The sequence below is a fragment of the Paenibacillus amylolyticus genome (assembly GCF_003719335.1).
GTDB lineage: Bacteria > Bacillota > Bacilli > Paenibacillales > Paenibacillaceae > Paenibacillus > Paenibacillus amylolyticus_D.
The window spans coordinates 263985-289800 of the sequence record NZ_RIAS01000008.1; the positions used below are offsets into that span (position 1 = coordinate 263985).

Below are 25816 nucleotides of genomic sequence, written 5' to 3' on the forward strand. Positions count from 1 at the left end.
GTTTCATATATTCTTCTGGATCAATTGCTTCACGTCCCCATGACCGTCAAAGCAACAAGCCCAAATCCCATGTAGCTTAGATAAGGTGTAAACCAAGTTTCACGCATTTCCTTTCCTCCTTGGTTTCCAACGTAATTCACCTGTAGTGCATCAGCTTTTGCGCTTCCATCGTCAGACCGAATGAAACGAGCCGATCTTTCATCGCTCGGTATACATCAGGATCATCGAACCCTTGGGCCTGACTGTCCCGGATTAAACTAAACAGCCCCACCTGATCTGCGCTCGATATATAGGACTTTAACTGCTGCTCCTGATCGTATGGAATTTCTTTCTCATGCCACGGATGAGGCTCCGCTCTCTTATGATCACTCACTAAATCTTTCCCCAGCACAACTCCAAGGCCATCTAGTGTATCGATAATGACTTCACCGCGTCTGATCTGCCGTGATTCCTGAATATAAGAGTATCCGTCCGGGATGGGCTGAAGATCAAATCGCTGCATAGCCAAGTCCCGAACCTTGTTTTTTTCAAGATCCCAGCGTTTCCTATCGAAGTATTCACTGTGACCTTCACTTGCTCTATCTTCTTGCTCTCTAATGTAGTTCAAGTATTCTTGTTTTGATGCAAACTCATTCAGAAGCAGTCCCTCATGACCTGAGAAAACCAGCGCAAAAAATTCCCGTATATTGCTGGCCACAATCTTCGCATAATTACCAGAATTCATGGGGTCTACACGAATTACAGGCGCTAAACTTAGATCAGAAGCATATCCAAAGTCCGTCAAAAATGAATAATGAATGCCATCCATGCCTGTATTGGCAAACACGATCGCATCAGCGGGAGAACACAAATAACCCCCGTGATCATAAGGATCGAATTGTAGAAAATAACCCGTGGGTGTCTCCAGATAAGGTACTTCGTGCTTAATCTCCTGCTCCCAATCCATCATATATTGCAACAATTCAGGAATCTTATAAGTGCTCGTCATTACACTTCCTCCTCCGTAATACATCATTGACTGTTTGGATTGTTGAATGGAACGATGTTCCTAGTTTCCTTACTCAACTAAAACGCTAACGATCAGCAGAAGCCTTATTTGGCCTGTCTCGCTGCTTTTTATTTTCTAACGATCCACAGAGACGCTATTTAGCTGATTTTGCTCTAATCCAGTGTATTTTTCAGGTTTTTGGATGAAATAAGCTTCCTGGGGATCGTTAGAATTCGGACCCCCTTATTTCAGGGCAAATAAGCTTCGTGGGGATCGTTAGAATTGGAGTACTGCTTAAGTCCGGCGACAAACGGTATACGTGCATATAGATTCTTTTGTTGAATACTGAAAAATGACAAGAGCCCCGACTTTAAGCCAGAGCTCTCTTATTATATTCATCGAAACATTTCCACGACCCCATTTATTCCGCCAGCACTCTAGCCGCAACAATCCGATCAGTAACCAGTGCTTTCAGGAAAAACAACTCATCCACCATAGAAGCACGTCCCTGTTCTTGTACAACTGAAATCTTGATACAAATGTTTCATGATATCATAATTTCATCTTAACTTCGTTACTAGTGTTTCTCACACAGTCGTTTCCACAAATCCCACGCTTCGAGATACTCAGGCAAGTCCTGCGGATGATGTTTGTTGCTTAGCCCAATCCGGCAGTATAGATGAACCATTGCTTCTTCCATCAATCTGGACTTATCCATATCCACCTGTTCAAGATGCTCGAATATCTCCCATAACAATGCCGGGTCGAGGTCATCGGGTGAGGAACAAAAAGCATAGAGAAAGTCATAGAGAACCGGACCCACCATCGGAGACGGATCGATCACCCCGATCAGTTCTTTTTCCTTGAACACAACATTATGAACACCCGCATCCCCATGCAAAAGAAACCTCGCAGCCTCATCCTTCTGAAACAGACGATTCACGGTAGATTGAACCAAATGGTAATCTTCCAATCCAAGCACGTCACCCAGATTTTCTCTCGCCTCATCGATACTAATCTGATTGAATTCCTTCCATGTCTCACGTGCATACTCCGTTCTTCCCCAGAACTCAGCATCTGCTATATGCACATATGTATTAAACAACTCTTTTACCATGAAGGTTAACCAAACTCTCTTAGATCCCCGATTGTAGTGAGTCTCGCCTTCCAAATAGCTGTATGCAAAATAGGTATTGTCCGAATCGATAAAAAGAACCTTTGGCAGCAGTCTCACATCACTGTAAGCCTCCAAAAACTCACATGTAATCTGAATCTGCTCCGGATCATCCCATTTTAAAATATATTGCTGGCCCGAACTCGCACGAAGCCTGAACACCCGTCCTGCTGTCGTTCCCGACAACTGCTTTACTTCCATGATCTGTTCGTTAATGCTATATTTTTGAAAGAGCTCGTTGATCTCCTCAATGCTTGGTTTGATGTTCATCATATCTTTCTCCTGTATTTCATCTGATTTTTGCAAGCAACTTCTCTTTCTTTTGGTCGAATTCATACTCCGAAATAATATTTTTTTCCTTTAACTCCCCTAAATGTAATGTAGTTCTCTTTTAATTTTCGAACGGACTACCTGCGCTCGTCACTTCCTGTATAATCACGATTGGATCAGAGATCAAACCAAGCTCCTCATCCTTCGGATATGTCACAGCAATGGTAGGCTCAGGCCCCGCAAATGCCATCATGGACTCCATATCCTCCCACATGGTACACAGGAAAAAATGTGCGTATGCTCCCTGATCGACAACTTTAAGATATGCTCCTCGGTTCCCATTAACGGCAAGTGTATCTTTCACACCTGTTTCGTACTCATATTCCAGAAAAGCTTCCTTATTCTCCAGTGGTACTGCTCCATGCCATGTTCTTGCAATCATCCCATCACTCCTTATACACTGAACTTCTACTCATCCGTATTGCCAATAATCCAATGTACTGCCTCCAAAATATCTGCGGCAATATAATCCGGTTCTGTCTCTGCCCACTTATCTCTGAATTTCGTTAACGAGGATTCGCCCCACCCTGTTCTTACGATAATTTTGGTCGCTCCTACAGCATGAGCAGCCAGCATATCCGTCTCGCCTACATCGCCAACAACGATGCACCTCGTTAGATCCAAACCATGCTGCGCTGCGGCCTCATGCAACATCCCTGGTTTGGGTTTTCGACAGCCGCATTCTTCCTCATGAGAGCAAATATAGGCCTGATCGAAACCATACTCCTGAAATTGCGCCTCAAATTCCTGAACCGTAGCTTGTCCGCGCGCAATTCTGTGTTGATTCGTGAATGCGAATACCTTCATTCCGTTTTGCTTTAAGAGCATAATCGCTTCCTGTGCAGTTGGATATAACTCAAAATCTCTCGGATGAATAAAATGCCCCGTACCTCCGATCGTGCCATCTCTATCGATAAAAACAGCCTGAACGTTTTGATTTGAAGTCATGAGTTTTGTCCACTCCCGATCAGAATTATTTTGGTTAAGCCCGATGTTCTTTTACATACAGGATTTTGCCGCTTCTACACTTTTTCATCAATGATATGTTTGCTGTCCTGCTGTTTCGTGTGTTGTAGCCTTCTGACTTCTGTTCTCAGGTCGTGTACTTCCTTCATCAGCAGATCAAGTTTTCTTGATGTTTTGGACGAATCCACAGCATAACGTACAACCGCTGCAACGATAAGCACGATAATGATACATATAAAAACGGCGATTAACGCTGTAAACAACTCCATAGCAATGTACATCTCCTTGCTGTCTATAAACTTATGTGCCTGACAAAAGCATGATCTACTCGCTCCAAGTTATTGCTATACCTTCGTGTGAACAGGGATGCTCTCTTGTTTACATGCTAGAGTTACAAATAATACAGCCGAGGCAAGAAAGGTAAACGCCATGCTGATTACATTTTGGATGGCCTACAGGAACAGTTGGTTCGTATTCATCCTCATCATCTGAAGAAATCCAATCCAGATATGACTGTTCATCGATATCCTCTGCTTTGAACGCCTGAATCATCGTTAGGAAAAGTTGAAGTGTGTTATGGCACCACTCCTCACCGGGTTCATAATCCAAGATATGCCACCCGCTTTTGTTCACCGCCCCATGAATCACATTCACCATAAACTGTTTCATCAGGGCTGCATCCTTCTCTAGCCATGGCATCTCGTTTAGTTCAAATCCTACCGTTCCCCGTCCTACTATATTCTGATCCCTCTGTGCTAGCCAAATCACAAACTCTTTTTCCCGGTTTGTCTCGGCAAGATGAGAACCACTAAGAACCAGTATTTCAATAAAAACCGAGGCAGCAGTATTGGTCATTCGCAGAGGTTCGATGGGATGTTCTGCTGATGACGGCAAAGATATCTCATTCATAACCTCTTCCCCCTCACTCGATCTCGGCGATGATATCAGAACAACGTACAATCAATTCAGGCATAGGTTCTCCATCCAAAAGAACATGTAACTCGTACCCCTGATCGATCCGATACAGCTCTTGGTACAACCAGTGACTACCCACAATCTCACCTTCTTGCTTAAGAATTTCAGGCGCAATCAACGTGAGTTTATTCATTTCAGTGAAGCCGCCACGGTTATCCAAACGAATAACAAGATCGTCCGCGGCCAACAGCTCCGTCACCTCACAATCATGAAACTGCACCCGCCTTTTAATTTCATCCGCAATATTCTGGTTCAACATCGCTTCCCTATAAGCTTGTCCAATACGTTCCATCTCTTGGGTACTCTCTGCACTCTTTTTCTTAAGCTGCCGCAAGACTTGTCTCGTGCAATACCCCAGTGCAAACACACGGATGTCTGCAATCTGGTTCACGATGTCAGGTGGTAATTTCTCCGCATGATATTGGGAGTTCCACTCCATCGCTTCTTTATACTTTTCTTTACATCGCTTCACATCAAAAGCAGGACGGACATCATATTCGGCAATCAGCTTCTCGATATGCGCTCGCTCTTCCGGCGGCATGTGGTACACGATCTGATCGTCCTCTGTGACTTCTTCCCCGCTAAAAGCCTTGTCTGCACGGGTCAGCACCTGACCATCGTGCTCCAGCATGAATCGAGGATCGGTATCATAAATCTCACGCTCCTGCTTAACATGTTCGTTTTCCTTCCGTTTGTACAGCCTCTGGAAAAGGCCCTCGTCTAACGATGCCGCTTCTTTATGTACTCGCAGACCAAAATGAAGCCCTGTCTGCTGGCATGTCTCGTACCACTCTTTTGTTAAATATTTCATAGCTACTCCTCCAGATTCTCCAATCTCGACGTGCTCTTATATTACAGACGTACTCGTTTACGCCAAGGTTTGAAAAAACTTGTGTTTTATCTCTTTGTTGTTGCGCGCAGCCCATTCACGGACAGCTTCTACGCCTGCGGTTTCTTGATCCCTCTTGAAATAAAAGCATAAATCCATCGGCACAATTCGTTTGCCATAGCGTTTAAACCCGATTCGTCTGTAATTCATATAGATACACTCAATCTGAGAGGCGTCGTATTTCTGTAGTTTGGTAGAGATCACATGATCGCTTTCCAGCGTAATACTCGGTTTGGTGAAGAATATACGCCGGATTAAAAAAATGATAAAACCGAGGATAAACACGAAAATAAAGATGGCGATGTATTTCATAACTCCATTTTCACCGTAAAAAGCATTTCTAAAAAACAACATCTCAATGATCAACATACATACGAGGTTCAATACAGCTCTTGGATAAATCGTCTTGAATGTGATCGTTATCCCTCCTAATCTATCTATCTTCAGTAACTCGCATCCACCTAGAAGGAACTTTTCTGGCAAAATGCTTTTCTACAAAATCCAGAATATCATCTATTCCGGGCAATGCTGCGTTTTGTTTGGCTTCGTCAAACGTCATCCATCGGTAATCGCTACGCTCATGATTCAACTGGACAGACTGATCCTCGTGCACATAACCTACAAATACGGGGGCCATATAGATATAATCCTCTGCCTGTGAATAGAACTGTTCAAACTGATTAGACGTATATAAACACACATCTATGATGCCTGTTTCTTCACGAACCTCTCGAAGAGCGGCTTCCCATGCCTTTTCCCCTTGTTCAATCCCGCCTCCGATATAACACCATTCCTCATGTAACATACGACCAGCCCGCTTCAACATCAGGACATGGTATTCATCTAAATATTTTTTCAGAAGTACCACAGCAACCCCTTCACAGCGGATCGGCACGGTCTGTTTGAGTGGATTGGTTAGATCAGTTGAGTTTGCCGGAGTATCCTTAGTGGAATGATTAACTAGTGTATCCTTGATGGCTTGCGAGTTTTGGTCAGAATGGCTTAATTGATCGGCTTGATTCGTTCGGGTTATACCTCCAGCGTGTCGCGTATGTCCCACCTGCTGCTCCCTCCTGTCCTTCAGGTCTCTATGGATTTAAATTTTTCCAGCACCTTTGACTTATCGCCGTAAACCTTATCCAGATGATCTTCCCCCCAATAACACAGAAGATCCAAAGCAGGCTTAAGTCCATATCCATACGCCGTCAACTCATACTCCACACGGGGAGGAACTTCAGAGTACACATGACGCTGCACGATCTCATCCTTTTCCAGCCCTCTCAGCTGTGTTGTCAGCATTTTCTGCGTAATGTCGGGGATCAGACGCCGCAGTTCCGAACTGCGTTTGCGACCCGTAAACAAGTGATAAATAATGAGCGGCTTCCACTTGCCACCCATCACTTCCAGCGCGGCTTCCACGCCAACTCTATATTTTTTGAGTACTTCACCATTCGTCTTGCCTTGTTCCATCTCGATCTCCCCTCCGTTATCTCTCTGAGCCTCATATCACGGTCTTTATATCATGATTCTTATACCACGACATTTCCATTAAGGTGCATTTAAGTTTTTCCTTCAAATTTCATGTTCCTAGGGTACTTTCATCTCCCTATAGAACATCAAAGTGCGTACTTCCAGAAGTTTTCAACTCTGTTTATAATAGCATCAGCAGAGGAGCTATGGCTACCAAACCAAGCTCCAGAAAGGTTGTGATTGATAATGAACGTCTTAGTGGTGGTATCTCATTCGCGCAAAGATTCTCTGACCTTTCAGGTCACCGATCGTTTCGTTCAAGGTCTGACAGAAGCAGGCCATCAAGCTGAAATCGTGGATTTGCACGAGATTGGTTTTGATCCGATCCTGCGAGCAGGAGATGAACCAGATTATACACAAGATAATCAGCGATTCTCCCCTCAGATTGAAACGGAAATTACACGGCTCAAGAAACACGATGCAATTGCTTTTGTTTTCCCTCTGTGGTGGTGGCATCTGCCAGCGATGCTGAAAGGCTACATCGACCGTGTCATGAACAACAGTTTTGCCTATGGTTCGAACAAACTGCATCATCAGCAAATTTTGTGGATCGCCCTGGCTGGTGTAACCGAAGAACAGATGAACAAAAGGAGCTACGGTGATTCGATCCAAAACCTGCTTAATGTCGGTATTGCCGATTACTGTGGCGTGACTAATTCAAAGGTGGAGTTTCTGTACAATACAGTAGAAGCACCGCCGGAGCACTATGAGGAACTGCTGAATCAGGCGTATGAGTTGGGCGTTAACTATGCCAGCACGTCTGCCGAGCAAGTAACAACATAAATGCTTAAGTGCTTCCGTGCTATTCACGATTGAAAAAATAAACACCTCACCTGCCGCTCCGCCTTTGGAAAAATAAATCACCCGCTTCCGCATTCCATGAGCGGTTATGGTAAGTAAAACTCCGTCATTACACATCAAAAAGGCCGCTCAACCGAGCGACCTTTCCTGTGTTTTATGCTATTTTACAACCTGTGTTTTGTCCTGCTTTACGATACTGCTTTGGTTTCGCTATATCGCACCCGACTCTCCAGCGTTATTTGGTAGCCACAAGCAAGAATTTCTCCAGCATGCTAATATCCGTAATGCTCTCGTTGCAAGCTTTGTCATCCATACACACATACTGAGCAACGGATGCAAAATTGTCCGCCGATTGTGCCTTGGTCTTCACGTTGTAAAATCCAAGCTCCTGATGGCGATGACAAAACATGCAGTATCCCTTCTTGTTCGTGGGTGTAATGCGTCCCTCAATCCCGAGGAACTTCCCCTCGTGCGGGTACACAACGAACAATCGGCTTGTCGCAATATCGATCCATCTCAGGTACGTGGTGTGTGCGTAATCAATGGATTCCAGATCAGGCAGCTTGAGCTTCTTTGCCTTTGGAAACAGCTTCTGAATCTGCTTGGCTGTGACCTCTGGGTATGGAATCAGATATGCCTCAAGCTGATTCAAATATTGCTGCACGTCATGTGGCGTATTATACGTGGATAGCTGCTCCAGGAGCTGCTTTTGTTCCAGCGTCAGATTCTCGAAGATGCCAACGGCATTCGTACTGACGGTGTAGCGGACCGTATCCAATACTTTGGGGTCCACGACCGAGCGCAGCGTTTTTAATAGAAATTCGGCTTGTTTATAAATGTAGTTATATTGATGATTATGAATAAATGGTGTTTGCATGGCCTTCAGCCCCTTATTTAGTGTAGTTAAGCAAATAAGGTGCAAAGCCTGCGGGTTGAACCATCATGTTGATATACGCTCAGGGGGCGATCAATCTCACTCTTGTCGCGCCCTACACAAAGTCCGCCCCTATTCAGGCTTTGCGTAAGGCTTTCTAGCGAACGAGCAATCCGGCACAGTCCATATTGCCACGTCATAACCCCCAATACAGTCGATATACGGGAATTATAGCAGGACAGGCGGCTGACTACAATAAGAGTCATCGTTTACTCACAAATGCACAAATGATTATGATTTATCCAAGAATGAGTTACTCTCGAATTCATTTTAACAAAAAAGGATTTGTGCATAAAATGACGAAAAAGATAGAGGGAATTAGGACGTCTAATCAAGTCAAAACGAAAGAAAGAAGGAGAATTGTATGCAAGTTGCCATTGTAGCTTTAAACGTAATCATCTTGTTAGGAATTGTCGCTCTTTACCTGAGAAAACAGCACGGAAACGAGCAAAATGAACTTAGAATGGAGTTAGATAAAACAAAAGAAGATATACGAAGGTTGTTGATGGAACAGGCAACGCAGAATCGTCAGGAAGCAAATGCGACAGCTAAAATGAATCGTGAAGAACTTTCCAGTTCAATACTAAGCATGAATCAAGCTCTAATTAACAGTATTGGTGAGGTTGCATCCCAGCAAAAGAACCTACTGGATAGTTTTTCTAAAAATCTGTCAGACATGACCGCAATGAACGAATCAAAGCTGGAACGTATTCGTGGAACCGTTGAAGAGAAATTAATACACTTACAGCAGGATAATAACCAAAAACTTGAACAAATGAGAGCAACGGTCGATGAAAAACTACATGCGACTTTGGAACAAAGACTGGGCGACTCTTTTAAACTGGTTAGTGAACGATTAGAACTTGTACATAAAGGCCTTGGAGAGATGCAGACTCTCGCTAATGGTGTGGGAGACTTAAAGAAAGTTTTGACCAATGTCAAAACAAGAGGTACACTAGGCGAGCTACAATTAGAAAATTTATTAGATCAGACCCTAACGGTAGAGCAGTACGATAAAAATGTAATTACTAAAAAAGGAAGCAACGATCGTGTAGAGTTTGCAGTTAAGATTCCTGACAAGAATAATAAAAATCAATTTATACACCTACCTATTGATTCCAAGTTCCCTGTTGAAGATTATCATCGACTTCTGGATGCTTATGAGGAAGGTAACAGCCAAGCCATCAGCGAAAACACCAAATTTCTGGATACCAAAATTAAAAATGAAGCTAAAACTATTAGAGATAAATACATCGATCCACCGAACACAACGGATTTTGCCATTATGTTTCTGCCTATTGAGGGACTCTTTGCCGAAGTTCTGCGCAAGCCTGGACTATGGGATAGCATTCAGAGAGAATACCGAGTCGTTATCGCAGGTCCTACTACGTTGACTGCTGTTTTGAACAGTCTGCAGTTGGGCTTTCAAACGCTTGCAATCCAAAAAAGTTCTAGTGAAGTCTGGCAGGTACTTAGTGGGGTTAAGACAGAGTTCGGAAAGTTTGGAGATATTCTGGATAAAACGCAGAAAAAATTACAAGAGGCTAGTAACCATATTGATCAAGCTTCAGTTCGAACCCGCGCTATTGAGCGCAAGTTAAGGAACGTTCAAGAACTTCCTAGTGCGGGGTCATCTCAAAACCTTTTAGAAGCTATCATAGAATAAACAACGTGAATATGAAAATCGGCGATGTCTCTCAGAACATATGGGATAACATCGCCTCTTTTTTAATTAAACCTATCATGCATGATACCAATACATCGAATGTTCCCGATTCCATGGGCACAGAACTTCTCGGCTGATGGCCATACGAGCTTATAGTATGGGTAAAAATGTTCTCTGTATTTTGTAGCGATATCGAGGTCTAACGGGTAATACTCAAAGAGCTTTTCCAGCTTTTTATCAAATTCCCCATACGACTTTATAAAACGGTCTTGATTAAAACGATAATATGAACGCGAGATTTTCTGGGAATGCTGAATACGATAGTCATTTATCTTTTTCTCCCAAGCCTGGGTATAGACACCCAATGCAAAAAAAATCAGGATGATTCGATTCATCATTCATATACTGAATGACATCTTGAGCAAAAGCATCGTTCGTTTCATCCCCAGCCACACTGTAGAAACCACCACTACTTGTAATAAATGCCGAGGTGATTCGGTTTCCTTCATTTACATATACGCTTCCCTGCTGTATACCGTCGATCACCGAAAGGGCAAATACGGCTTTATTTCGAATCGTCTCCAGCAAAGGCAATATAGTTGAATACTCGTCAGGTGCAAGTTCTCTCATATCGGTCTCTCTCCATCCACTACAGCGTTAACACTGCCTGCACCTCACCGCAGGACAACTCTTCACCGGTAAGTTGAAAACCAAGCGAGTCATAGATTCTCTTAGCAGGCACATTTTCTGGTTTATACGTTAGCTCTACCACTTTGGCTTCCCCACGCGGGGCTGAACGTGCATACGCAATCGCTTGCTCTACCATTTCTCTACCGTATCCCTGCCCTTGGTAACGATGGTCAATCATCATTTTGAAAATGCCATAGCTGCTATATTCGAAATTTCCATCCCCATCGTCATAATACATTGAAATAAAACCAACCATTCGTTCTTGCTTGTATACTGCAAAGGTAATAATGATCTGCCCTTCATCCGAGGCGATGTACGCTTCTGCAAGTGCATGCTGATTCGAAGAGATGAATTGCTGCTGATCCGGAGAAACCTTGAGTTCAATACATTCAATAAAATTATCCCAAGTGATTTTTCTGAATTCCATTTCTTTTCTCCCTGCTCGTAGAGTGAATTGTAGATGCTACCCCATACATGCGCTTATATATGCTCAACTCAGTACTTCTCTCTAAATCGCTCGATCCACCAGTCCTTCTTCATTAAATAATCCGTTCTGATCGGCATAATAACGTATTCATCCGTAACCTCAATAGGCTTAGTTGGACCGTTATAGATTAAATCCACATTTAAATGAAACGGTTGAATTCGCCTGCCCGCTTCCATCTCAAACTCCCGAACATATCGTATAACATCCGGTTTACCTTCCCAGTAATGCATGGCAGCTTGTCCGCCTGCGGGCATGTTCCACCACTGGATGAAGCATGGCCATTGTGCGATCAAAGCATCCCTCAGTCCCTGATGTTCGATGGCTTCAAAATGGGGCGGACTAAGCACAAAAGGAGATACATAGTTATGGTTAAGGTGTGCAAACTTCACTTGGGCCTGTGATCGAAAATTGGATACAGCTGTTTGCCGGATCTTTGCTTCCGCTTTTTGTTGAATGCTGCCCTTCCAGAAATCTTGCCATTGTGTCTCAAACTCCTGATGTAACTCATCTGCTAAAATAACCTGTCTGTCAGGCCATGTACCGTGCTCATGGAAATACGTATTGCAAATGCCATACGCTCTGGCGACATAGACCAGAAAGTTCAACTTAACATCGCTTGATATACATACAGACCAGGAATTCGAATCCGTCATCATAATGAGCTTTCCTCCTCTCATATTCATTTTTATTTTCCCATCGTACCATTTTATTCAAATTAAGGTAACTAGAGAGATTTAGTTAACAATGAGAGAATGTCCTTCCAGAGAACTGGAAGGAATGGTAAAATAAAAAACGGGTACAGTGCCGTTAGCATCGATTGGGTTTCAATAGTTGAAGTACATATAGTTCGCGCCAAAAAGGATGTGATCATTTGAAAAATAAAAAGATAATCATCAGCATTTTTACACTGTGTATTCTACTCGCATTCGGCTTTATGAGATGGGACAATCTTGAATCTGAACCCAGCGCAGATTTCAAGTATAAGTATGATCGATGGACAGGTCAGAAATGGGTTGAATTCTATCCACCACTAGCCTTCTCCCCCAATAGCATGGAGTTCCCACTCATTTACATCGATGAAATTCATTCGAACGATATTAATAACTATTTAGCGAAGCAAGCTCTTTCTGGAGAACTGGTGAACAAATGGATTGAGAGAACTCAATTTACGGATGGATACTTAGGTCTGTTATTGTTGAACATCCTAGTGATCATTTACATTTTCATAAGGGAATTTCTTTTGAATCGTAACAAACATCAAAGTTCTAGAAAATCGTACGCTTCTCTGTGATTACTCACAACTGGAGCTTAACGCTTATATGTAAAAAACTACAAAAAAAAAGAAGCCGCCTCCCTGGCCTTCCCCAGTTTGGCAGCTTTCTTTTCACAATGGTATACAGATTGAACTAAAAAGATTTACACCAGGCAATCCATCGACACTCCGATCATACGTCCTACTCCTTCACAGCCCCTACCACAATTCCGCTTACAAAGTAACGTTGCAGGAACGGATACACGAGCAAGATCGGCAGTGCGCTGATAAAAATTTGCGACGCCCGGATGGTCCGCTGGGACAGGTTCGCAATCGCTTGCGGGTCCATCTTGGTCATGTCGCCCTGTACGATGATTGTCTGCATAAATGTCGCCAAGGGTAGCTTTTCCGAATCACGGATGTAGATAATCCCGTCAAAATATGCATTCCAGTGCCCCACCATCATGAACAAGGACACGGTAGCGATAACCGGCACGGACACGGGCAGATAAATTTTGATAAACGACTGGAAATGACCTGCGCCATCGATAAATGCGGCCTCCTCCAGATCTTTCGGAACCGTGCGGAAGAAATTCAGCAGCAGAATGATGTTGAACACCGCCACCAGCCCTGGCAGGATCAGTGCCCACAGCGTGTTCATCAGGCCCAGTTTCAGAATGAGGATATACCCCGGAATAAGCCCCCCACTGAACAGCATCGTGATGACAAAATACCACAGATAAATATTCCGAGCGCGGAACACACGCGTCTCCTTCGACAGAGCATACGCCGCAAGCGTATTGACGATGAGTGCAAGCCCGGTGCCCAGCACCGTCCGCTCCACCGAAACCCAGAGCGAGGACAAGAAGTTGGAGTTATCAAACGTCTTGGCGTACGCTTCGAACGTAAACCCGATCGGCCAGAATGTCACGAGCCCTGCATTTGCAGGGGCGGACGAGCTGAGGGATACCATCAGCAAGTGATACAGAGGCAGCAAGCAGAGCACCGAAAGGATGGTCAGAAACACATTGTTGAAGATGCTGAAAATGCGATAAGGTAACGTTTTATGATACATGGTTCATCATCATCCTTTCTCAGAAAATTCGGTATCCGGCAAAACGGTACGCCAGTCGGTACGAGATCACGATGAGGATCAGACTGATGACCGATTTGAACAGATTGACCGCAGTTGCAAAGCTGAACTGTCCGCTCAGCAGACCTTCGCGATACACAAACGTATCGATGATATCCGCTTGCTGATAGATCAATGGACTGTACAAGTTGAAGATTTGGTCAAAGTTTGCGTTCAGCACGTTGCCCAGCGCCAGCGTGGCAATAACGATCCCGATTGGAATGAGTGCCGGAATAGTGATATACATCGTCTGTTTCCAGCGCCCCGCCCCATCCACTTCAGCCGCTTCATACAGGGCCGGGTTGATGCCCGCCAGTGCTGCAAGGAAGATGATCGTGTTAAAACCAAACTCTTTCCATACATCACTGATAATGACGGTGAACCGGAACCAGTTGCCATCCCCGAGGAAGAAAATCGGTTTGATGCCAAACACGGACACCAGAAACTGATTTAATATGCCCGTCTGTGCCAGAATGTCGATCAGAATACCGGACAGCGTTACCCAGGACAAGAAGTGTGGCAGATACACTAATGTTTGGATCGTACGTTTCAATGCCATCTTCCGTACCTCATTGAGCAATAGCGCAAAGATAAACGGAATAATCAAGTTCATGATGATCTTCGAGCAGGCAAAGAATAGTGTGTTCCACGTAATTTGCAGAAAATAATCATTGGTCCACATATACTCGAAATGCTTCAACCCCACCCACTCCGAACCACTGAAGCCCAACGCGGGCTTGTAATCCTGAAAGGCCATTAGAATACCCGACATCGGAATATATGAAAAAATAAAGACCATAATGGCCGCTGGCAGCACCATGAAGTGCAGCACCCACGGCTGTTTGTAGCGTTTTTTTCTCTTCTGTTCCAGCTTGTTTCCCGCATTCGTCTGCGGGAGCCGTTGACCCTCCATTTTAGCCTCCATATGAACCTTCTCCTGTTCCCAAAAAAAGTTTTTGTGTGTCTTGGGCTTCTCTGATATAAATAGTATCAAGCCATTCCGAGGTCTGACTATATAACATTGTTAGGGTCGATAGTGTTTTGTTAGTTTGATCTATAGTGGTGAACTAAAAGTATTATTTACACGAGCCACTCCGAGGACAGAATAACCTTGAGGGTAGCTGTTATCCCAGATTTTTTTGATTCCCTTCTTCATAGGGAAAATCCGTTGATAAGCGTATGCTTCCGATGCAGCTTTCTTGCAGAAAGCTTGTAAGCGACCGCGTTGCTTTTCCGGTTTTTTCTGCCCTCTCTGTTAACGTGTGAGAAAAAAGCTTAGCAATATAGTCAGTATGTGAATATAGAGGAGACTTTTTATGTATACATGGGAGCGCTTTAACGTTTTTCAAAAAGGAATCCGATCCCGCTTCAGCCTTTTCGCCAAAATCAATCTGTTAATCATCATTCTGTTCATCCCGATTCTGATCATGTACACCTACTCGAACAACGTCACATATGACGTCGTAAGCAAAGAACTGCAGGTATCGAACACCAAGCAGCTCACGTTCCTGTCCAGTCAGATCGATTCGCGCATCAATCAGATGATGGATTTCAGCCTGATTCTCTCGCGTGATCCGAACGTGCGTGCCTTCAACGGTCTGAATCTGTGGCAGGATAAGTATGACCAGATGCAGACGAGGTATATCATTCAGGAGAAAATGACACTCCAGACCGGCGTAACCGATCTCTGGCCTACCCGCTATGCGGTGTACTCCCAGCAGAACAAAGAGGTTATAGCGAACTACACCCGCGATACAGGTTATGATGAGGCGTATTTGAAAAAAAACATGAGCGGACAATGGACCTACGGGGATCATTCCACTGACGCGAAAGACGCCATGCAATCCTTTTACTGGTTCTATACGGATTCATTAGCACAACCAGGTATGCTCACAGGCAGTAATCTGGTCATTGAAGCCAGCTTCAGCTACGAGAACATTCAGAATATGCTCGACACATACAAAGCAGGCGGCCAGGGCGATCCGATCTTGTACCACAAAGGCAACGCCCCGATCCTGAACCGCACCGCTGACAAGCAGTTATCAGGCGAACTAATCCGTTATCTGGAAACTCACTCGCTCGAAGATACAACACAGGATGTGGTTGAACTGGGTGGCAAAAACTATCTCGTCAGCACCGTCAAATCCACATATTTGGACTGGCATCTGGTCGATGTCGTGCCCCTGTATCAGATTTTGCAGCCGATCTCGCTGAGTCAAAATCTGTTTTATGTCTGCATGATTTTGCTGCTTGTTGTGGGTATATCGGCGTCCATCCTTCTGTATCGCAATGTGCAGTACCCCATCCAGAAACTGATCAAAGGTTTGCGCCGCGTGCAGCAAGGTGATTACTCCGTGCGTTTGCACAGCAATAACCAGAATGAGTTTTCATTCTTGTTCCACCGTTTCAACGACATGTCTCACCAGATTCAGGATCTGATTGAAAATGTCTTTCAGGAAAAAATACGAGCTAGAGAAGCTACGCTGAAACAGCTCCAGGCACAGATTAACCCGCATTTTCTATATAACTGTCTAGGTTACATTATCAACATGGCACAGATGAAGGACGAGCAAGCCGTCGTATCCATGGCGCATAACCTGAGTGCATACTATCGCTACACCACCCGGATGGAACGGGAAACCTCTTCGCTGCAGGAAGAAATACAGCTGCTGATCAACTATCTGGATATCCAGAAGCTTCGCAACGGCCGCATCGAATATCACATTGATATTCCGGAGCATATGCTTGCCCAGTCGGTACCAAGACTAATGCTGCAGCCGATGGTTGAAAACTCGGTGATCCATGGGATTGGAAAGTCTTATACATCGGGGGAGATTCGAATTACCGGGGAAAGTGCGAATGGCTTTGGCAAAATCTATATCGATGACGACGGCCCCGGCCTTACGCCGGAGCAGTATGAAGCGTTGAATCAGGAGATGCTGGAGCCACTGCAAGATGAGGTCGGCTGCGGCCTATGGAATACGTATCAACGTATGATCCATACTTTTGGCAGTCATTCCTATCTCCTGTTCGGCCCATCTCCACTCGGCGGCTTCCGCACCGAAATTGTCTGGGAAATCCCGAGCGAAGAAGTTAGCAAGGAACGTGGGAACGACTCAGGCGGATAGATAAAGATAGATTAACCTAGCGTAAATACTTCAGGAGTGGATCAAAAAAACGCCTTCCAACCGCTCATTATGGCGATGGTAAAGGCGTTTTTGCTATCTTTTTGCTTTCGTTTTCTATCTGCGACTACTTCTAAACCTTTTTGCTCATCTATTCATCTGCTTATCCAACCAAGTCACAATATCAGCGGTGACCTCGTCCCGGTTGGTTTCGTTCAGCATCTCATGCCGCCCACCCGGATACAGCTTGTAGGTCACGTTGTCGATGCCCTGCTGTTTATAGGCGTTGTACAGTCGGAGAATGCCTTTGCCAAAGCTTCCTACCGGGTCCTTGTCTCCAGCGAAGATATGAATTGGCAGGTCTTTGCGCACCAAGTTCAGATTGTTTTTGATCCCAAGCTTCTTGAGTCCGCTGAAAAAGTCTGCGAAAAATCCTGTCGTAAACACCGTTCCGCAGAACGGATCACGTATATATTTATCCACCTCTTCCGCATCACGGCTAAGCCAGTCAAACTCGGTGCGGACGGGCTTGAACGCATCGTTGTAACTGCCGAAGGACAGCTTGTTCATCCGGTGGCTCGGTACACGTCTGCCACGGCGCCGAATCTCTTCTTTGGTTAACAGCGCAGCCGCATGAAGAATAAAGCGCACATGCAGCGTAGAACCCGACAAGATAACCCCCTCCAGCTCTTCGCCATAGAGCATTAGATAACGCTGCGTTACGAAAGAACCCATGCTATGACCCATCAGAAATAGAGGGAGTTCAGGATACTTCTTCTTAATGATGCCAGTCAGTTTATACAGATCATGCACCATCCACTCGAATCCGTCGCTGTCTGCCAAATACCCTACGTTCTCCAGAACCTCTGCCGTCTTGCCATGCCCCCGCTGGTCGTGAATGTAGACGATATATCCATTTTGGTTAAGTGCAGTTGCGAATCGCTCATACCGGGCAGCCGTCTCCGCCATCCCGTGACAGATCTGTACAACGCCTTTGACCTGAGTATCACTCGCAGGTAGCCAGTTATACACATGGATACGAGTTCCTTCGTCCGATTTAAACTTAAAATGATTTGCCGTACTCACAAAATCCCCCCGTAATGATACGTTTTCTCTTCTTTTTCATTTTCTTTTTCTTTTTCTTCTTCGTCGTCGTTGTCATCTTTTTCTTTATGTATTTCTGTAGTTCCTCATTTGCTGCACGGTTTCCATAGGTGGGTGACCAGCCTACATATTCATCCTACTTCTCTAAGGAGGAGTTTAGCAATTGCAGTTTCACCCTATATATCGGATTACTATTCTTAAATATTGATTATTCATTCCTTTTTTTCAAAGGCATATGTGCACGGAACTGTTTCCATAGAGAAGCGGATGGTGGTGTGATATACTGCTTGCAACACATGTCAGCTTAGAAGCGTGTAAACCCTCAAGCAAGGAGACAAAGCAACATGCAAATGATCATCGTAGACGACGAAGCACACTGGGTCGATAACCTGTCCATGACCAAACCTTGGCATACGCTCGGGATCGAACAGGTTCACCGGGCATACTCCGCTCGCGAAGCCCTGCAACTCATTGAAACCCATCCGATTGATATCGTGATCTCGGACATCCAGATGCCGGAAATGACAGGCATAGAACTCATAGAACGCATCCGCATCCGGGACAAAAAAATAAAATGCATCCTCTTATCCGGTTACTCCGAATTTGATTATGCCAAGAAAGCCATCCAATACGAAGCCGTGGACTACCTGCTCAAACCGCCAACAGATGACGAACTGATCGGCGCCGTGCAGAAAGCCATCGACCAACTAAACAATGAATGGGCGCTTGTCAGCTCCCTATCACGGACGCAGTTTACTTTGCGCGAGAATTTGCCGCATTTGCGTGGACGCCTTCTTTTGGAAGCCTTACAGGGACATCGGTTCTCCGCCAGCGAATGGGAACGTAAACTGGACAACTATGACCTGCCCTTCCACACCGGAGATGCCGCGCTGATGCTGGTACGCATGGATAATGAGTTCGGCCACTACGACAGTCATGATCAGACCCTGATCGAATATGCCATCATCAACATGGCGGAGGAGATTATGGGTGAGTTTATGCACGTGTGGGGTGTGAAGGAAGAGCACGGGTATGTCGTATTTTTACTGCAATTGAAGGAACGAAGCGGCGATATTGGAAAAGAAACCATTCTGGAGAAGCTTTCGATCCAGCTTCAATCCAAAGTCAAACAGTTTCTGAAAGGCTCCCTCTCCATTGTCATGACCGAGTGGTTCACCTTCCCGGAACAGATCTACGATCGCTTCCGTCAGGCTTCCGCCTACTTCCGCCAGATCGTCGGGGACGAGCGTGAATTCGTCATGCGGGTGACCGATGTCGAAGCACCAGCGGCACAAGGTCCGCTGGACGTGCTGTACACACCGCCCACCTTCATTCAGCTGCTGGAAAGCGGCCAATGGGATGCCGCCGAAGACAAAATACATGCCGTCTGCGCCGAACTGGACGAGAAATGGTCGGAATCATGGGAACACTGTATGGAGGCCGGATTTCTCATCACCGCTGCTTTCACGAACCTCGCTCATCGGAACAAGCTCACCCTGGCAGGTCTCATGGGCAGTGAGATCGATCAGCTGCAAAGCGGCGAAGTCTTCTCCACCATCGGCAAACTGCGTAAATGGTCGCTCGGCGTACTCGCCAAGCTCAAGGAAGGCACATCCAACGAGGTCAAGGATACCCGGTCGGAATACGTGAAGAAGATACAGGAGTTTACGGATAAAAACCTGCATCTAGACGTGTCTTTACGTGTGCTTGCAGATCATGTGAACCTGCATCCCACGCATCTGTCCAAAATTTATAAAATCGAGACCGGCGAAGGCATCAGTGAATATATCGCCCGCCTGCGAATGGATCGGGCCTGCCACAAGCTGGTCACGACCACGAAGAAAGTATATGAGATCAGCCTGGAGATCGGCTATATGGACCCGGCGTATTTTATCAAAGTGTTCAAACGTCAATTCGGCGTGACACCGCAAGAGTACCGCGATCAGCATTAAACCAAAGTTTTTACACTTTCACTAAGAGAGTCCTATCGAAACTAACAAACTCATATAGATGCGCTCCCGCTCTACTTGGTACAGTTACACTTGTAGAGGTTGTTCAAAAAGTCCGCTTTTGATTACGAAGAATGCCTCACGGCATCATCAACATCGAATATGGGATTCAGCCGAAATGTCCGTTGCTCACGTAGCTCTATCTACGCTCCGCTACTCCATTTCTAGCTTCATCCCATCTTCTCGGTACTGAAAACCGGCCTTTTTGAACACGCATTTGTAAAGATCATACATCGTAGGGGGATTGAACAATGATCAAATTCAAAACATGGTGGTCCTTGCTCATGGTCATCGCACTCATCACCATCACTGCATGCGGCAGTGGCGGGTCAGCCAGTGAGAAAGGCACGAATGATACACAAGAGGCTGTCGGCTCTGCGGAAGCGGAAGCAGCGTTTGCCAAAGGAAAATACGACCCGCCCATCGAATTCAGCTCCGTGCTGATGCCGAAAAAATACGCTCATGGCGATACCAAAGAGAACAACGTACATGACCGTTGGATGCTCGAAACGCTGGGCATGAAGCACAAAGATACGTGGTATCCGGCCACTGACGATCAATACAGACAAAAGCTGCAGCTGGCAATTGCGTCCGGCGAGAAGCTGCCTGATTTCGTAACCGTGCCAACGAACGCGGTATTAACGAATCAACTGATCGACTCCGGTCAATTCATCGCCATTGACGAGCTGTTCGAGAAGTATGCAAGCCCGATTCTGAAAGAGCACGCAGCAGCGCATCCTGAGCTGTGGTATCCGTTCACCAAGGACGGCAAAAAGTACAACATGCCAATCATGGAGTACACGGATAACGACGATACCCTGCTCTGGCTCCGCGAAGACTGGATGGAGAAGCTGAACCTGGAAGCGCCAAAAACCATCGCAGACCTTGAGAACATCATGGACAAATTCAAAAACGAGAACCCCGACGGTCTGTCTCCAGACAAAGTATTCCCGCTGGCGATCTCGCTCAAAAATAACACCAACACCTGGATGGGTGGACTCGACTGGTTGTTCGGTGCATACGGCACGATTGAAGAACAATGGAACAAAGACGCTAACGGCAACCTGGAGTACGGCTCCGTGAACCCGGGTGCAAAACAAGCCCTTGCCAAGTTGGCTGAATGGATGGAAAAGGGTTATATCCACGCCGACTCCGCACTATGGGACGAAGGTAAATCCGCCGAAAGCTGGACGGCTGGCAAAGCCGGCATTCTGCCCGGCGCAAACTGGGTACCGGACTGGCCTGCTCCAGACCTGCTGAAGAACGTACCTGGCGCGAAATACAAAGCCTACCCTGTTCCGGCTGGTCCAGACGGCAAGATCGGTACGAAATGGCAGAACTCTGGTGTCAACGCAAGTATCATGATCAACAAAGACGCGAAGCACCCTGAAGCGATCTTCCTGTACTACAACTATCTGCTGGAAAACCTCGCGAACCCGAAAGCAGGCAGCCCGTATGAGTACGGCTTTGCGAAAGGGTACGATTGGGATATCGTAGACGGTAAACCGACCAGTGACAAAGAGAAGATCAAAGACTTCTCCAACGAATTCCCGTTCCTGACCGGCCCGGCGCGTATTCCGGATCTGTACATGAAAACACTCGTGAAACTCGCTAACGGCGAGAAAGCTGAGACACCTTACGAGAAACAAATGGCTGAATTCCGTAAACCGGAAAACTGGTACGCCGGTAAAGTCGTGATGTCCCAGATCGACATCCGCAAACAAAACTATTTCACGGGCGCAGCCACACCAACCATGGTATCCAAGTGGAACCTGCTCCGTCAGTCCGAGCTCGAAACCTTCAACAAAATTATCTACGGCAAACTGCCGATCGATGCATTCGATCAATTCGTAACCAACTGGAAATCCAACGGCGGCGACCAGATCACCCAAGAGGTAAATGATTGGTTCAAGTCGGTAAGTGGGAAGTAAGAAGATTTTGTTTTGGGAAAAGTAAAGCCTTAAACCCCGAGCCAAAGCGAGTTATTCACGCTTCGGCTCGGGGTTTTAAGTGTAGATATCGGGATCGCTCCTTTCTGTAATTCAAATAGCTACTTAAAATACTTTTCACTAACCTCGTTATACAAGGCAGAATAATGTTCATCTTTTTCAGCAATATCCAGATCACTTGTGGATTGAATACTCATGTTACTTTGAGTTTCCGGGTAAACATATTTACCCTGATGGTTGCCGATGATCTCATAAGAACCTGAAGGTTCCTCTGGACTTTGATATAAGAACAGGAGGTAGTTTTTATCCGACTTTAGAGGTTGATACAATTCATTCGGATATTTTACATATGCGCCTGCCACATCTCTCCATTTGGCATAGTACTCAACTACGTTTAGTTCCTGCCCCTCCTTCACTTCACCTTTATATACTTTCTTCACTTTTATATTTGAAAATGTACGTGTCTCTAATGGATATTTATCCTTTTGATCTAATTTAACGATTGAATTCGTCTCCTCTTCCCAGTCCGCCTCAACAATGACAGTAGCTAATGATTCGATCTCAGAAAGAGAGTAATTGTGATAATCTGCATCTGGACGTAGTTCTTGTGCATTTAGATGCTTGTATCCAAAGAAAATACTAACCCCCATTACAGCTATAGCTCCTGCCATTATCCACTTTTTCATGTCAACACCTCCAAAGTTTAATTTCCATATTTCTCTTTTATATTGGACTTATCATAGGTCTGTACAACATAGTATCCATTATCCCCTTGTTTCATAATGGCGCTAGAAGTAGTATCTGGATGCTTAAGTCCTAATGAGTGTCCCAGTTCATGCAGGAATATTTTTTTCTTTAAATTAGCACTATGAAACGAATAGCCTACTTTCGTTTTTGAATCCGAGTTGGTATTGAATTCAATAATGGAGTCTTTCCAAGATCCGCTCCAATCACACGAGTAACCCCATATAACACTATATTTATAATTGCAAGCTTGAGCCCAGTTACCTGTAGCACCAAGATTCTTTCCGATAATATTGATTCTTGCATAGTGTGGTGTTTGATCTAGACTTGATTGTTCATAAGGCTTTGCCAAGCCTACTTTGGAGGACACACCATTCCATCCGGTATACCAGCTTTGAAACGAACTTAAGTGTGTGGACATGCTCGATCCCACTGCTATACCTAAACTGGTTGTACTTGTATCCCATGATCCACTATAATAATCTGAGCTTGCTGCCTTTACAGATGCTGTAATAAGGAATGCTGCCATTACACATGTTAACATTGCCATCCAACGTTTTTTCAAAATGATCACCTCTCCGCAAAAATTTGTTCAGCATTTGTTTGAAATACATAAAACACTACAGTTTATTTATGAAATAAACTACGCTATTCCCCCTTGTAAGGAACGAGTCTCAAAGGTTCTATCTCTATAAAAATAGAACTTTCGAGCTGTATTGAATCCACCTTCACTCTAAAAATTTAGCAAGCATATGTATTGTAAAAGAGAGCATGCAAATCCCTCTGATTACAATTTAAATCTGCACTGTCATTTAACGAATACAATCATCTTTATCGCGATAATTAAATGTTGATCCCTCTAACTGTATAAACGTAACATATATGGAAAATGTTTGCTTTTATTTATGTCTATTTTGTGTCTAAAATTCCCCACTCCTTTAGTCTTAACCTGAAACCTTCGACAAAATCGTATACGTCAAGCTGCCAAGCGATGCGTTCAATCCATCCATGGCCAACCGGTCAACTGGAAATCCAACGGCGGCGACCAGATCTCCCAAGAAGCAAATGATTGGTTCAAGTCGGTAAGTGGGAAGTAAGATTTTGTTTTTGGAAAAAGTAAAGCATTAAAAACCCGAGCCGAAGCGAGTTATTTACGCTTCGGCTCGGGTTTTTAAGTGTAGACCGGGGGCGCTTCCCCATGACTTATGGGTTCGCTATACTATGGGGATTAGACTTACCGTTGATATCCATAGTCGGCCTCTTCCATTTTCCTGATATACTGTTTTAATCTTTCTTGGTGTGCTTCTAGCTCTGCTAATTTAGATGTACTCCCTTCAAAGAATCTCGACATTTTTTCAGACATCTTTACTGCGGATTCTCCCTTCCATTCTTCCAACTTTCTATATATATTTTGCATCTGCTGCTCTTGCCGAATCAAGTGCTGCTGCAACTGTTCACACTTTTGAACTGCTCTTCTCAAGTCTGACAAAGAAACAGATATTCTTCCCATATGTACACCTCCTACACGTTCGCTAAAGATACACTATGATTGATCTGCGAGAACAAAATCCTGTCTTTTCTGCTCAATATAATCTGCGATGTCTGTAATAGATTCTTGGTACCACCGATTAATTCGATCCAACATTGCTGTAGCATCATGGGCAATTGAATTAAAGGATTGACTCTCACTGGTTGATATATAAGCTTGGAACATCTGAATTGAAGAATTGGTATCACTAGCAAAATCAAGTAGGCTATTCCGCATCTGTCTTGAAGCATGTGCTAGCTCCTCAGGTGTTAGCTGTATGGTGCTCCTGTGTCGATCACCCACATAATACGCAGTGTTTTGTCTATTCATATCTACAGAATGGATTCCCGTTACTGCTGTAACAAGTTTACTTAAACTTTCCCTAACAACAGGACCATGTTCCTCATAAAGTTTGTTCATTTCAGCCTTCAACTTTTCTCTTGCCTTCATCATCTCTGAATAGTTTTCCACTCTAGGCTGGCCATCCACCCGTCGACCATCTAGCGTATATAATGGATTACTAATGTTTCCATTCTCATCGAATGAAAAATGATCCATACTATGTGCTTTCTGACCAACGAGCATGGAATCCAAAAACTTGGACAGTGCACTCTGTTCTCCAGATATAGACGGAACACGAATAAATTCAGTCGACCACTTGTTACCAAACAACGCTTGTTCCCACCAAGTCTCTCGTCGCTTTGGTAAGAAAATAGGGATTGTCTCGTATCGATTAGCTTCTTCAAAGGTCGAATTAATGTAATAGGTAGAGCCAACATGCTGATCCGCATTCTTCACTCCAGATCCTACAGTATCCCCTGGATGAACATAGGCCACATTCGTTTTCAGATAATCCCCGTTTTGAACTTTCTCTTGTAAGTCATCGGGAAGTAAATGTACAATACTTGGCGGATTGTAACTTGTTGAAGATACTCCGTTACGAATAGCAACATATTCCGCCTGAGCACCTCCCAACGAGTGTCCGGTTGTTGATATATCAGCAGTTGGGTACTCCTTTTTAACTTTCTCAAATAGGTTCATTGCCTGAACAAACTGATTATTCTGGTACCTTGATTCTTCTTGAATAAAAGGCAGTTGTTGATGCAAAGGTAACGACGCAATCTCTTCCTTATGCCGCTCCATATAATTGTGAGTTTTCTCCAGATTTTTAGCACGATTCCCCACAACATCACTTAAATCGGTCTCCCAGTCTGTTAGTACGCTCCATATTGGACGATCAGGTGGTTCAGTCCCTCTGTAGCCTATAATAACTTGATTGTGCTCTTCGTTATAGAATACGGTAGCATCAAAACCAGAACCGTTTGTATCATGCAACATTGCTCCCTCAGGTTCAACTATGGTCCATCCTGGAAGATTTTCGTTTTTATATCCGTTTGAGGGTAAATCTCGTTTGTATACCTCATCAGCAATGGTCCAATACGTCTTATCATTGATATAAGTCATGTTCTCCCACCTTGTCTAATCCAATAATATGTATTAAAGTATTTTTAGGGTTTATTTCCATAAAAGGAGATTTAACATC

The 25816-nt window shown here is 44.6% G+C and carries 26 protein-coding genes and 1 pseudogene; 5 read left to right on the top strand and 22 right to left on the bottom strand.

Going from position 1 to position 25816, the window contains the following annotated elements:
• Positions 1–136: 136 nt before the first annotated feature.
• The 11 genes and pseudogenes from EC604_RS16450 to EC604_RS16500 all read right to left on the bottom strand — a co-directional run bounded on the left by EC604_RS16450 (position 137) and on the right by EC604_RS16500 (position 6792).
• The gene (locus tag EC604_RS16450; protein WP_123065194.1) at positions 137–988 is read right to left on the bottom strand and encodes a hypothetical protein; all 852 of its coding nucleotides are present in this window, start codon (positions 986–988) and stop codon (positions 137–139) included.
• Between the two features lie 577 nt (positions 989–1565).
• Positions 1566–2432 (bottom strand): phosphotransferase, encoded by an 867-nt coding sequence (locus tag EC604_RS16455; RefSeq protein WP_123065195.1) that lies wholly within the window; start codon positions 2430–2432, stop codon positions 1566–1568.
• 19 nt (positions 2433–2451) lie between these two features.
• Positions 2452–2529 (bottom strand): annotated as a pseudogene (locus tag EC604_RS31055) (hypothetical protein); the annotation flags it as partial.
• A gap of 24 nt (positions 2530–2553) precedes the next feature.
• Complete coding sequence (locus EC604_RS16465) at positions 2554–2874, bottom strand: hypothetical protein (protein ID WP_123065196.1); 321 nt, start codon at positions 2872–2874, stop codon at positions 2554–2556.
• A 26-nt stretch (positions 2875–2900) separates the two neighbouring features.
• A complete protein-coding gene (locus EC604_RS16470) occupies positions 2901–3440 on the bottom strand; it encodes an HAD-IIIA family hydrolase (protein WP_123065197.1) in 540 nt (179 codons plus the stop codon).
• Between the two features lie 74 nt (positions 3441–3514).
• A complete protein-coding gene (locus EC604_RS16475) occupies positions 3515–3727 on the bottom strand; it encodes a hypothetical protein (protein WP_123065198.1) in 213 nt (70 codons plus the stop codon).
• Between the two features lie 109 nt (positions 3728–3836).
• Positions 3837–4367, bottom strand: a complete 531-nt coding sequence (locus tag EC604_RS16480) for a hypothetical protein (RefSeq protein ID WP_123065199.1) — start codon at positions 4365–4367, stop codon at positions 3837–3839.
• Positions 4368–4380: 13 nt separating this feature from the next.
• Complete coding sequence (locus EC604_RS16485; RefSeq protein ID WP_123065200.1) at positions 4381–5244, bottom strand: DUF4085 family protein; 864 nt, start codon at positions 5242–5244, stop codon at positions 4381–4383.
• A 57-nt stretch (positions 5245–5301) separates the two neighbouring features.
• Positions 5302–5634, bottom strand: a complete 333-nt coding sequence (locus tag EC604_RS16490) for a hypothetical protein (RefSeq protein ID WP_161556962.1) — start codon at positions 5632–5634, stop codon at positions 5302–5304.
• Positions 5635–5755: 121 nt separating this feature from the next.
• Positions 5756–6382, bottom strand: coding sequence for an NUDIX hydrolase (locus EC604_RS30560; RefSeq protein WP_240036939.1), 627 nt, complete (start codon positions 6380–6382; stop codon positions 5756–5758).
• Between the two features lie 20 nt (positions 6383–6402).
• A complete protein-coding gene (locus EC604_RS16500) occupies positions 6403–6792 on the bottom strand; it encodes a winged helix-turn-helix transcriptional regulator (RefSeq protein ID WP_123065202.1) in 390 nt (129 codons plus the stop codon).
• A gap of 246 nt (positions 6793–7038) precedes the next feature.
• On the opposite strand from EC604_RS16500, the gene EC604_RS16505 reads away from it, so the two are divergent.
• On the top strand, positions 7039–7635 hold the full coding sequence (locus tag EC604_RS16505; protein WP_123065203.1) for an NAD(P)H oxidoreductase: 597 nt from the start codon (positions 7039–7041) through the stop codon (positions 7633–7635).
• 253 nt (positions 7636–7888) lie between these two features.
• Here EC604_RS16505 and EC604_RS16510 read toward each other — a convergent pair whose 3' ends face one another.
• Entirely contained in the window at positions 7889–8530 is a 642-nt protein-coding gene (locus tag EC604_RS16510) for a FusB/FusC family EF-G-binding protein (RefSeq protein WP_123065204.1), read from the bottom strand.
• A 421-nt stretch (positions 8531–8951) separates the two neighbouring features.
• Here EC604_RS16510 and EC604_RS16515 point away from each other — a divergent pair, with 421 nt between their 5' ends.
• Entirely contained in the window at positions 8952–10253 is a 1302-nt protein-coding gene (locus tag EC604_RS16515; protein ID WP_123065205.1) for a DNA recombination protein RmuC, read from the top strand.
• A gap of 324 nt (positions 10254–10577) precedes the next feature.
• Here EC604_RS16515 and EC604_RS16520 read toward each other — a convergent pair whose 3' ends face one another.
• The 5 genes from EC604_RS16520 to EC604_RS16545 all read right to left on the bottom strand — a co-directional run bounded on the left by EC604_RS16520 (position 10578) and on the right by EC604_RS16545 (position 14634).
• The gene (locus EC604_RS16520; protein WP_123065206.1) at positions 10578–10883 is read right to left on the bottom strand and encodes a hypothetical protein; all 306 of its coding nucleotides are present in this window, start codon (positions 10881–10883) and stop codon (positions 10578–10580) included.
• Between the two features lie 19 nt (positions 10884–10902).
• On the bottom strand, positions 10903–11370 hold the full coding sequence (locus tag EC604_RS16525) for a GNAT family N-acetyltransferase (RefSeq protein WP_123065207.1): 468 nt from the start codon (positions 11368–11370) through the stop codon (positions 10903–10905).
• A gap of 68 nt (positions 11371–11438) precedes the next feature.
• Entirely contained in the window at positions 11439–12086 is a 648-nt protein-coding gene (locus EC604_RS16530; protein ID WP_123065208.1) for a hypothetical protein, read from the bottom strand.
• Positions 12087–12884: 798 nt separating this feature from the next.
• A complete protein-coding gene (locus EC604_RS16540) occupies positions 12885–13757 on the bottom strand; it encodes a carbohydrate ABC transporter permease (protein WP_123065210.1) in 873 nt (290 codons plus the stop codon).
• 19 nt (positions 13758–13776) lie between these two features.
• Positions 13777–14634 carry an ABC transporter permease gene (locus EC604_RS16545; RefSeq protein ID WP_186812220.1) on the bottom strand — a complete coding sequence of 286 codons (858 nt, stop codon included), beginning with the start codon at positions 14632–14634 and terminating at the stop codon, positions 13777–13779.
• 496 nt (positions 14635–15130) lie between these two features.
• Here EC604_RS16545 and EC604_RS16550 point away from each other — a divergent pair, with 496 nt between their 5' ends.
• Complete coding sequence (locus EC604_RS16550) at positions 15131–16942, top strand: sensor histidine kinase (RefSeq protein WP_123065211.1); 1812 nt, start codon at positions 15131–15133, stop codon at positions 16940–16942.
• A gap of 144 nt (positions 16943–17086) precedes the next feature.
• Here EC604_RS16550 and EC604_RS16555 read toward each other — a convergent pair whose 3' ends face one another.
• Positions 17087–18025, bottom strand: coding sequence for an alpha/beta hydrolase (locus EC604_RS16555; protein ID WP_123065212.1), 939 nt, complete (start codon positions 18023–18025; stop codon positions 17087–17089).
• 362 nt (positions 18026–18387) lie between these two features.
• On the opposite strand from EC604_RS16555, the gene EC604_RS16560 reads away from it, so the two are divergent.
• Both EC604_RS16560 and EC604_RS16565 read left to right on the top strand, forming a co-directional pair.
• Positions 18388–19995, top strand: coding sequence for a response regulator transcription factor (locus EC604_RS16560; protein ID WP_123065213.1), 1608 nt, complete (start codon positions 18388–18390; stop codon positions 19993–19995).
• A 308-nt stretch (positions 19996–20303) separates the two neighbouring features.
• Positions 20304–21983 carry an ABC transporter substrate-binding protein gene (locus tag EC604_RS16565; protein WP_123065214.1) on the top strand — a complete coding sequence of 560 codons (1680 nt, stop codon included), beginning with the start codon at positions 20304–20306 and terminating at the stop codon, positions 21981–21983.
• 119 nt (positions 21984–22102) lie between these two features.
• Here EC604_RS16565 and EC604_RS16570 read toward each other — a convergent pair whose 3' ends face one another.
• The 4 genes from EC604_RS16570 to EC604_RS16585 all read right to left on the bottom strand — a co-directional run bounded on the left by EC604_RS16570 (position 22103) and on the right by EC604_RS16585 (position 25737).
• Positions 22103–22687, bottom strand: a complete 585-nt coding sequence (locus tag EC604_RS16570) for a hypothetical protein (RefSeq protein WP_123065215.1) — start codon at positions 22685–22687, stop codon at positions 22103–22105.
• Positions 22688–22704: 17 nt separating this feature from the next.
• A complete protein-coding gene (locus EC604_RS16575) occupies positions 22705–23310 on the bottom strand; it encodes a matrixin family metalloprotease (protein ID WP_123065216.1) in 606 nt (201 codons plus the stop codon).
• A 669-nt stretch (positions 23311–23979) separates the two neighbouring features.
• The gene (locus EC604_RS16580; protein WP_123065217.1) at positions 23980–24255 is read right to left on the bottom strand and encodes a WXG100 family type VII secretion target; all 276 of its coding nucleotides are present in this window, start codon (positions 24253–24255) and stop codon (positions 23980–23982) included.
• Positions 24256–24288: 33 nt separating this feature from the next.
• Positions 24289–25737: a lipase family protein gene (locus EC604_RS16585; RefSeq protein ID WP_123065218.1), complete on the bottom strand. Its 1449-nt coding sequence runs from the start codon at positions 25735–25737 to the stop codon at positions 24289–24291.
• Positions 25738–25816 lie beyond the last annotated feature (79 nt).